Source organism: Glaesserella sp. (assembly GCF_041817755.1).
GTDB lineage: Bacteria > Pseudomonadota > Gammaproteobacteria > Enterobacterales > Pasteurellaceae > Glaesserella.
On sequence record NZ_JBGYBX010000016.1, the window covers coordinates 1 to 9520 of the forward strand.

General features: G+C 43.4%; 8 protein-coding genes and 2 tRNA genes. 9 read left to right on the forward strand and 1 reads right to left on the reverse strand.

Annotation, left to right across the window (positions count from 1 at the left end):
• Positions 1-1127 (reverse strand): glutamate-1-semialdehyde 2,1-aminomutase (hemL, locus tag ACEYKX_RS01585; protein WP_373780369.1); only part of this gene is annotated, 1127 nt, incomplete at its 3' end.
• Between the two features lie 187 nt (positions 1128-1314).
• Between hemL and wecA the strand changes: the two genes are divergently transcribed.
• The 9 genes from wecA (at position 1315) to ACEYKX_RS01630 (ending at position 9441) form a co-directional block, all read left to right on the forward strand.
• The gene (gene wecA, locus ACEYKX_RS01590; RefSeq protein WP_373767140.1) at positions 1315-2379 is read left to right on the forward strand and encodes a UDP-N-acetylglucosamine--undecaprenyl-phosphate N-acetylglucosaminephosphotransferase; all 1065 of its coding nucleotides are present in this window, start codon (positions 1315-1317) and stop codon (positions 2377-2379) included.
• A 25-nt stretch (positions 2380-2404) separates the two neighbouring features.
• A complete protein-coding gene (locus ACEYKX_RS01595; RefSeq protein WP_373767141.1) occupies positions 2405-3208 on the forward strand; it encodes a transporter in 804 nt (267 codons plus the stop codon).
• 703 nt (positions 3209-3911) lie between these two features.
• A complete protein-coding gene (locus ACEYKX_RS01600) occupies positions 3912-5186 on the forward strand; it encodes a tetratricopeptide repeat protein (RefSeq protein WP_373767142.1) in 1275 nt (424 codons plus the stop codon).
• A gap of 153 nt (positions 5187-5339) precedes the next feature.
• Positions 5340-6416: a TDP-N-acetylfucosamine:lipid II N-acetylfucosaminyltransferase gene (locus ACEYKX_RS01605; RefSeq protein ID WP_373767143.1), complete on the forward strand. Its 1077-nt coding sequence runs from the start codon at positions 5340-5342 to the stop codon at positions 6414-6416.
• Between the two features lie 69 nt (positions 6417-6485).
• Complete coding sequence (locus ACEYKX_RS01610) at positions 6486-6968, forward strand: hypothetical protein (RefSeq protein ID WP_373767144.1); 483 nt, start codon at positions 6486-6488, stop codon at positions 6966-6968.
• A gap of 127 nt (positions 6969-7095) precedes the next feature.
• Complete coding sequence (wzyE, locus tag ACEYKX_RS01615) at positions 7096-8403, forward strand: ECA oligosaccharide polymerase (protein ID WP_373767145.1); 1308 nt, start codon at positions 7096-7098, stop codon at positions 8401-8403.
• Positions 8400-9128 (forward strand): lipopolysaccharide N-acetylmannosaminouronosyltransferase, encoded by a 729-nt coding sequence (gene wecG / locus ACEYKX_RS01620; RefSeq protein ID WP_373767146.1) that lies wholly within the window; start codon positions 8400-8402, stop codon positions 9126-9128. The genes wzyE and wecG overlap by 4 nt, the downstream gene beginning before the upstream one ends.
• Positions 9129-9262: 134 nt before the next feature.
• A tRNA-Arg gene (locus tag ACEYKX_RS01625) sits at positions 9263-9339 on the forward strand.
• Positions 9340-9365: 26 nt separating this feature from the next.
• Positions 9366-9441 (forward strand) — tRNA-His (locus ACEYKX_RS01630).
• The last annotated feature ends 79 nt before the right edge of the window (positions 9442-9520 follow it).

Consider the following 9520-nt stretch of genomic DNA (forward strand, 5'->3'; position numbering starts at 1 on the left):
ACATCGCATTTCATCACGTCGGCATAACTTTCTACCCGCTCTTGTTCGGTAAAGAATAAGCCGAACATGCCGCCGACATATTGTACGGTTAACGGAATGCCGTGTTTGTCGGCGAGGGCTTTGAAGCCGTTTGCCAATACGGCGGTTTTTTCTGCGAGCAATTGCTCATTCCCCGGTTTGGCTAATTCCGTTAGACAGGCTAAGCCGGCGGACATGGCGATCGGGTTGCCGGATAATGTGCCGGCTTGATAGACCGGACCTGTCGGGGCAATGTGCTGCATGATGTCTTTTTTTCCGCCGAATGCGCCGACCGGCATACCGCCGCCGATAATTTTGCCGAGCGTGGTTAAATCCGGGGTGACGCCGTAATAATGTTGCGCACCGCCCAAGGCAACACGGAAACCTGTCATGACTTCATCAATGATAAAGAGCGCACCGTATCGTGTGCAGAGTTCGCGTAAGCCTTGCAGGAAGCCTTCTTTAGGCGGAATGCAGTTCATGTTGCCGGCAACGGGTTCAATGATTAAGCAGGCAATGTCATTCGGGTATTGTTCAAAGGCTTGTTTGACCGAATCAAGGTTATTGTATTCGCAGGTGAGCGTATGCTTGGCAAAATCTTCGGGAACTCCCGGGGAACTCGGTTGACCTAATGTAAGAGCCCCCGAACCGGCTTTAACCAACAGTGAGTCAGAATGACCATGATAGCATCCTTCAAATTTGATGATTTTATCACGTCCGGTGTAACCGCGCGCCAAGCGAATGGCGGACATGGTTGCTTCCGTACCGGAGCTGACCATGCGAACCATTTCAATCGATGGGACTAATTTGCAGACCAATTCGGCAAGTTCGATTTCGATCGCTGTCGGTGCGCCGAAGCTTAATCCGTTCGGTACGGCGCGTAACACGGCATCAATGATGGCAGGGTGATTATGACCGAGCACCATGGGTCCCCAAGAGCCGACGTAGTCAATGTAACGTTTGCCTTCGCTATCGGTAATATAAGCGCCCTGTGCTTTTTCAATAAATACGGGGGTGCCGCCGACACCTTTAAAGGCACGGACGGGAGAGTTAACGCCGCCGGGAATAACTTTTTGGGCTTTTTCAAAGAGAGTGTGTGATGTGGTCATGCTAATTCCTTGATGGTGAGATTGAATCGGAGCGTTACTATAACACTTCGCTGTTTTCATCGGCTATTCTATTGCAAAAAGACGTTTTTCGGTGCTTTTTGGTAAAAAAAATTGAGAGTTTTGGCGGTTATGATATTCTGCCAACCTTATTTATGTCAGTAACTTTTTAAGGGGATTAACCCGATATATGTGGCTTACATTTATTGCTGTTTTTACCGTGTCATTTTTGGCACTCGTTGTAATGCGTCCGGTGGCGGAAGCAATCGGTTTGGTGGACAAACCGAATTTCCGTAAGCGCCACCAAGGCGTCATTCCCCTTATCGGTGGAATTGCCCTATTTCTAGGTAACTTGGCGTTTTATGGACTCGAATGGGATCAGATGCGGTTGCCGGAGCTCTATCTGAGCGCCTTAACCATTTTACTGGTCATCGGTGTGTTGGATGATCGCTTTGACATCAGTCCGTTTTTGCGTGCCGGTATTCAAGCTGCGTTGGCAGGCGTGATGATCTATAGCGGTTTATCGATTGAGGATTTGGGGCAATTAATTGCACCTTTTAGCCTTGAGATTGGTGCGTTAGGTATTATTTTAACGGTCTTTATCACTATCGGTGTTATCAACGCTTTTAATATGATTGACGGCATTGACGGTTTATTGGCAGGGTTATCTTCGGTCAGTTTCGCCGGGTTGGGGGCCTTGATGTGGCTGGACGAACAGTATCAACTGGCGTATTGGTGTTTTGCGATCATTTTGATTTTATTGCCTTATGCGCTATTTAACTTAAGTGTTTTCGGTGCAAAATGGAAAGTCTTTATGGGTGATTCCGGTAGTACGTTGATTGGGTTCACGATTATTTGGATTTTATTGCTCAGTACTCAAGGTCAAGGTCACCCGATTAGCCCGATTACCGGTTTGTGGCTGATAGCCGTTCCGCTTATTGATATGGTGGCGGTTTTTTTCCGTCGCTTAAGGAAGGGAAAAAGCCCTTTCAGACCGGATCGTTTGCATATCCACCATTTAATGATGCGGGCAGGACTAAGTTCGCGTCAGGCATTGGGGGTCATTACGCTAGGGGCAGGCGCTTGTGCGGCATTCGGCGTGTTGGGCGAAGTCTATTATTGGAACCAATGGGTTATGTTCCTATCTTTTGTCGCCCTGTTTTTCTTATATTCGTATTCGATTGTACATGCATGGCGCATTACCCGTTGGGTGCGCAGGCTAAAACGCCGAGCAAGGAAGCAACGGACGGTTTAAATGTAATCATAAAGAGAGGATGATTGTGACGGGCTTTTTTTCAAAATTAGGTTTATTTGTCGTATTTATCGGTTTGGGTGCTGTAATCGGTTGGTTTGCTGCGCCGATGTTTCAGACGCCGCAGTGGAAATCTGTTGCACGATTTGAAGCGCCGAAAGTGGTTGATTTGGGCAATTATTATTCATTATACGGCACCTATAATTTAGTGAAAGGTGCTCCGGAGCAAAGCCGTTTTGATGAAGAGATTACGCAACAGGTTTACCAAGAATTCAAACGTAATTTAACCTCGCCCGATATACTGCAACATTTTCTCGTTCAGCATGAGACGGTCAAACAGATTGCGGCAAGACAACATCAGCCAGTTGCCATGGTGGCGCAGTCGTTAATTCAACATTTTCAGTTGAATGAAAGCCAAAATTCCTTCAGTTTAACCTTCACCGATCCGGAAGACGCGACTCGACTTTTAAGCGAATTTATCCGATTCGCAGCGGTGCAAACCCGCGTGGTATTAAACGATGAATTGATTGCCAAATGGAAAATACTGTTTCAGCAGGTTAAGCAGTCGGCGGAACAGAATTTGGGTGCCATTCAGCAGGGAGCACAGATTGCTCAACAAGATTGGAACGGAAAGTTAAATATTATGCGCTCCGTGCAGCCGCTGGATGATCGATTGCAGCCGTTTCGTTTTATCAAATCGCCGACCGTACCGCAGCAGACAGAGCCGCCATCACAACAAATAATGTACAGCGTAATGGGCGGCGTCACAGGATTCATGGTTGCTGTGATAGCGTTATTTTTTATTTCCCGTCGTAAAGCGCACAAAGATTAACTTTCACTTCTTATTTATGTTTGCTCTGTACAAACCAAACTTTATGGAATGAACAGAGCAAAAGCTTCCTCTCATCCTACCAGCGGTTTAGCTACTTTTATCATATATCAATTTAATTTTTAGCCGGATAGGATACTATTATCAAATTGTTTGTCTCATTGAACAGCTGCGCCTTGATTTGGTTATTTTAAATACGATAACTACAAGCGGTTGGTTTACCAGGCTATTTTGCAAAACAGAAATGTAGAAAATTACACGCAAAAATGATAAAAAAATGTAAACTTAAGGTTGTTTTTTTTATAAAATAAAGTTTTTGTAATTTGCTCTTTATTGGTACTTTTCATCGATCGATAGCTGATTTAAGTGTAACTAATTGAAAATAAATTGAAAAATTCAATTGTGTGACAATGTAAGAGATGTCTAACCAGCATAAATGTATAAGTAATGTAAAATACATAGAAAGCTGGGTAAGGGATGGGAGCGACGTTTGGAGAGAAGTAGACATAGACTCCCTTGATATTGAACAATATTTTATATTCTTTACCAAGCATGCCTCGGTAGATTTTGATTATGCATAAAAACACGTTAATATGCATTTGTTGGCTTTTAATGTACAAAATTTTAATGTAATACATAAGTTTGATTTTTTACCACAAGGGATTGTGGATTTAAAGATTGTTTGATTCGAGAATTGAGGATGATTATGAAAGCACATCATTTGGTACTGTGTTTCGGCTTGTTATGCTGTACATTGTCTTATGCCGTGCCGTCTAGACAAGATTATCAACGTGAATTTCAATGGGCAACAGCTAAAGAATGTAAAACGGCGGATGTTGCTTTTGAACCGAATATTGCCAGTGCGGATTATCTTGCTTTACCTGTTTCTAAAGTGAAGTCCGTTTTGGGCATTCCGAGCGGAACCAAAGTCCGATTGAGCGGTGAATTTGTGCCGCAAAAAGAAGGGCGGGGAATGGTCAAAGACACAAGCGGTCAGATCACACTGAAATTTCGCAAAGAGTTTGCTTGCAATAAGAATAGTGTGGGAGCACCGAACGAAAGTAAAGGAAAAACAGAATATTTCGGTACGGTTCGCCATCAGCGAGGGATACCGAGCTATATAGAAGTAGATCATATTCAATATGAATATCCGTTCGGAAACTTTTATGACAAATCGGACTTTACCGTTGCGCAATATGAAAACGGTTATATTTCATTCAGTGAACTGCAACGGCTTGCCGATGAAGGGTTTGCGCCGGCACAGACGCGTTTGGCAATGGTGTATCTGATCGGTCGCTATGAAAGTTTGGATAATGATGTAGTGGTGTTTGAAAAACCTCTACCTGATAAAGTCGTCGCGCTGTTGCAAAAAGCGGCTCCGCAGCATGCTTTTGCTAGAAAAGTATTGGCTTGGGCATACTACGAAGGGTATGGCGGTTTGGTTAAAAACAGAGCAAAAGCCTTGGAGCTTTATCATCGGGAAGATAACACGAATTTAAATGCGTTGTTTGATAAAGCAGCGGAAGCCAAAAATTTATGGATGGAGAAAAAGGATTTAAAGCGGGCGTTAAATCTTTATTTGGAGTTGAATAAGCAGCAAGTTGATGCAGGATTGGTTGAACTCAGTGAAATTTATTTTGAGCTTAAAGATTATGCAAAAGCGAAGTACTACTTGGATCGTGCACGTTCGGAAGGCAGAGAATCGCATATCTTGGGTATTATGTACTTGGAAGGTTTAGGGGTAAAACAAGACATTGATAAAGGATTGCAATTGCTCAATAATTACTCAAGTCCGCCGGCAAATTTATATCTTGCCGATTTGTACAGTAAAGGCAAATGGGTGAAGAAAGATATTCAAAAGGCGAAGTCCTATTATTGGGAAGTGATTCAACAAACGGAACGCCTGGCGGATTCTTATGTGGACGATAAATTGTGGCACGAGCAAGCGACGGAAGAGCTTAAACGTTTGGAAGGACAGTGATTGCCAACGGATAATTATGTGATTTTTGGATGTGTTGACCTTGAAACAAACAAGTGCCACTGCGATACGGTATAGTTAAATTCGAGGTCGACGATCGTTTCAGTTAGCCGTTATTTGAATGGCTTATCCTACCGACCATTTGTGTTTTTCCGCATGAACAATATCTACCATATTTTAAGTAGTGACATTCCGTATCATAACCGGCAGTTATTGCGTTTTTTTCAACACGATGTACTCCCTCTTTTACCCAATCAATCCCATCGATTTTATGTCGTAGGGGCACAAACGCTCCAATCTCAATTTCCTCGGCTGTCGTTACATCCGTACCCGTCAAAACGAGCGATTGTACGGGCGGTCATCGATCTTGCCAAAGCAGATGAGCAAGCGCATTTTGTGTTACATGGGCAATTCAATCTTTTCTTATGGTTTGCAATATTCTTTGGGAAACTGCCCGCTTGTCGTTGTACGTGGCATGTGTGGGGGGCCGATTTATATCAGGATTCGACCGATTGGCGATTTAGGTTATTTTATCCGATCCGTCGTCGGATACAGCGAAAATTTCCCCGAATATGGGCAACGCAAGGGGATTTACGCTATGTGCGCCAACAGCTGAAGCGTAAAATTGCAGATGATCGCGTCGTGTATTTTCCGACCAAAATGGCACCGTTGTCTCTCAGTACCGATGGGCAGAAGAGGTCGCATACGTCTTTAACCGTTTTACTGGGAAATTCGGGGGATCGCTCTAACCGTCATTTGATTGCACTACAGAAAATCAACCAAAGGTTGGGAAATGATGTGAATATTCTCATTCCAATGGGGTATCCGGCAGGAAACCATGCTTATATTGCCGAAGTAAGCCAATGTGCAAGGTCGCTTTATGCGGCACATCAAATTGATATCTTAACGGAGCGAATCGATTTTGGCCGTTATATTTCCCTATTACAACGTTGCGATCTCGGCTATTTTAATTTTGAACGTCAGCAAGGTATTGGTACCCTTTGTTTATGTATTCAGCTGAATATTCCGGTGGTACTGCATCGAAACAATCCGTTTACTGAGGATATGCAGGCAGAGGGGGTACCGTTTGTTTGGCAGGATGAACTGAGTCGCGAACGTATTGTCCAAACCCGCCGAGATTTGCAAACATTAGACAAAACGCAGATTGCTTTTTTTGCTCCAAATTACTTGACTCCGTGGCTGGACGCTTTAACCGATTTGGCTGACGGGTAAGGATATTATCGCTTTCTTCCCGGTTATGCTAGAATGCGGCGCATTTTGTTATTTGTATAAGGACTTTTTATGAAACACGTTTTCAACTATTTTGTCGCCGTTCTGTTTGCGTTATTGCTGGCGGGCTGTGCCGTACAAACCACAACGGATCCGTCAGTCGGCAAAGCCGATTATCAAAAGTTTGTAACCTGGTTGAATAATTCGGAAGATGCCGCGGACAATGATGATTGGTTTGAGAAAGAGTTCATAAAACACCCGGAACCGACCACGGCGGAAGAAGAGGAAGAGCGTCTCCGTACCGTATTGGATAAGCGGTTTAATGAAATTATCCGCAGTGCCAAAGCGTTAACACTTCGGCATGTTGAGGTCAGACGGCTGCGTGATATTTCCGTGGAAATGACCGAATTATCCAAACATATCATTTTGGCGATGTATGTGCCGACAAAAGAGAATGTTGAAAAAATGGAAGCTTTAATGCCGCGCTTTGAACAGCTTGAGCTTGAAGGTGAAGTGCTTTCTGAAAAATTAGATAAAGCATTCGGTAAAGATTAAACATTTCGATAGGACAATCACGGTGATTAAGCTCCATGATTAGTCGCTGTTTTTTAGCGAGGGTATCGGCTTACAAGAGGTCGGATTTGTGCATAAAATTGCAAATACTCAGCAAAGCGGGTGAATAATGGCGGAATATTTTTTACTCAGCGGATGTTATTTACTCTCCTTCGGGATCATTCTTAAACTCATGTATCGTGATTACGTACAGCAGGGTTTGTCTTTCCACTTATTATTTAGTGCCGTTTATGTGATGACCTTTTTCTTCGGTTTTCCGTTTTCAATGGTGATGGTGTGGGGATTCGGATATCAAGCGGAGGATGTCGCGACGCTGACCACGACGATATTGACGGCATTGAGCGCCTATTTAATGTATTATGCATCTTATCATGGCGTTGCATTGTGGCGGAGATGGTCGTTTTGCCGTTGTCGAATTGAAGTTCGTTCATTTGCAAAAAAAGAAGCGGAACTGACCGCTTGTATGCTGTTGCTGATTGTGCTGACGACCATGGGCGCCTTTCTTTATCTGAACGAGGGCTTCTTGCTGTTTAAACTGGAAAAATACCATCAAATTTTTTCCCCGATAGTAGATGCGGTCGCACTTAAACGCTTTTTCTACTTTTTTATCCCTGCATTATTGATTTTCTTTTTTTTAAAACCGAGCCGAAAAACATGGTGGATATTCCTTATCATTGGGCTCGGGTTGGGCATGCTCAGTTATCTTAGCGTCGGCGGAACAAGAGCGAATATTGCGTTTGCTTTTGCTTTGTTTTGTTTCATTGGCTTGGATAAAAAATATCTGTCGATTAAATGGGTACTCTTCGGCGGTCTATCTGCAGTGATCGTGATGTTTCTTTTGGCGCTGATTCGGTATAAATTGAATGTGAGCGGTAGTGAAGCTTTATTCACTTTCCTTTACATGAGCCGCGATACCTTTTCACCGTGGGAAAATGTGGCAACGATTTTAAACAGTCCGATTGAATTTCAGGGATTAATGCCGATTATCCGTGACTTTTATGTGTTTATTCCACGCGAAATATGGGGAGAACGTCCCGACATCGTGTGGAATAGTGCCAATTATTTCACTAAAGAAATTTTAGGTAACACCTCAGGATTGGCAATTTCTCCGACGTTACTCGGATCGTTTTATATTATGGGCGGATTCCCGATGATTGTGGCTGGTATGGTTGTGATTGGCGGAATCGTAAATCTGTTTGATAAGTTATTTAACTATGCCAAAGCACATGATAATCAAGGTGTTTCAGCGCTGATTCAAGCCTATTGTTGGGGAAATATCTTCAATTTTGCAGTGCTTGTCAGAGAAGGGGCGGACAGTTTCGTTTCCCGCTTTGTTTTCTACACTGTAATCTGTTTGTGTTGTTGGGGGACTGCTCGGATGATCATTCGGTTTTATACAGAGAAAAATGAAATATGAATCGTATAGCCATGATTCGTGGTATTTCCATTTTAGCGATGAAAAATCAGCGGGAGTTTGTTGATTTTTTAATGAACCAAAATGAGGTAAAAAAAGGCAAGCTGATTGCGATTAATGCGGAAAAAGTAATTCTTGCGGATGAAGACGGAAAAATTCAACAGCTGCTTCGGGAGGCGGAATACAAATATGCGGATGGTATTAGCGTAGTTTGTTCGATCAAGAAAAAATATTCTAGACTGCAAGATGTTGAACGCATTGCCGGTGCGGACTTATGGGAGGCATTAATGCAGCGGGCGGGTGAATTGAACATCCCCGTTTTTCTTGTCGGCAGTAAAGCGGAGACATTAACCGAAACCAAAAGCAAGTTGATAAGGCAATGGAAGGTGAATGTTGTCGGGGAGCATGACGGCTATTTTAGTTTGGAGCAGGAAGAATACGTTATTCAACAGATAAAACGGACTGGTGCTCGGTTTGTCACAGTCGCAATGGGATCGCCCAAACAAGAGAAATTTATGCAAAGCGCACAAAAAGTATATTCGGAGGCACTATATATGGGAGTGGGCGGTACCTATGATGTGTTTGTCGGCAAAGTAAAGCGTGCACCGGCAATATGGCGAAACGCAGGATTAGAATGGTTATACCGATTACTTCATCAACCGAGTCGTTGGAATAGACAGCGCAGACTATTAAAATATGTCTATTATTACGTAACGAAACAGCTATAATTTCATCGATTTTGATAATTAATAAACGTTTTGAATAAATTAAGAGCAGCTAAAAAAATATTTTCAAAAAGTGCTAGACAAGGGAGAGCGAAGTCACTATTATACGCCTCCGCAACGACGCACTGCAAATTTACGCGTTCGTAGCTCAGTTGGATAGAGCGTTGGCCTCCGGAGCCAAAGGTCGCAGGTTCAAATCCTGTCGAGCGCGCCAAAGGCAATGCGATATCAACCGCGATGGTGGCTATAGCTCAGTTGGTAGAGCCCTGGATTGTGATTCCAGTTGTCGTGGGTTCGAGTCCCATTAGCCACCCCATTTAATCGACAGATATTTTTTATCCAAGCCAATGAAACAAAACAAAGCAAAAGCAAACGCAATATTCGCTCTTGTTCCG

Bases quoted from the DNA above. Each gene is read 5' to 3' on its own strand.
- wecA (WP_373767140.1), top strand. From the start codon at position 1,315: ATGTGGCTTACATTTATTGCTGTTTTTACCGTGTCATTTTTGGCACTC.
- wecG (WP_373767146.1), top strand. From the start codon at position 8,400: ATGAATCGTATAGCCATGATTCGTGGTATTTCCATTTTAGCGATGAAA.
- wzyE (WP_373767145.1), top strand. From the start codon at position 7,096: ATGGCGGAATATTTTTTACTCAGCGGATGTTATTTACTCTCCTTCGGG.
- ACEYKX_RS01610 (WP_373767144.1), top strand. From the start codon at position 6,486: ATGAAACACGTTTTCAACTATTTTGTCGCCGTTCTGTTTGCGTTATTG.
- ACEYKX_RS01600 (WP_373767142.1), top strand. From the start codon at position 3,912: ATGAAAGCACATCATTTGGTACTGTGTTTCGGCTTGTTATGCTGTACA.
- ACEYKX_RS01605 (WP_373767143.1), top strand. From the start codon at position 5,340: ATGAACAATATCTACCATATTTTAAGTAGTGACATTCCGTATCATAAC.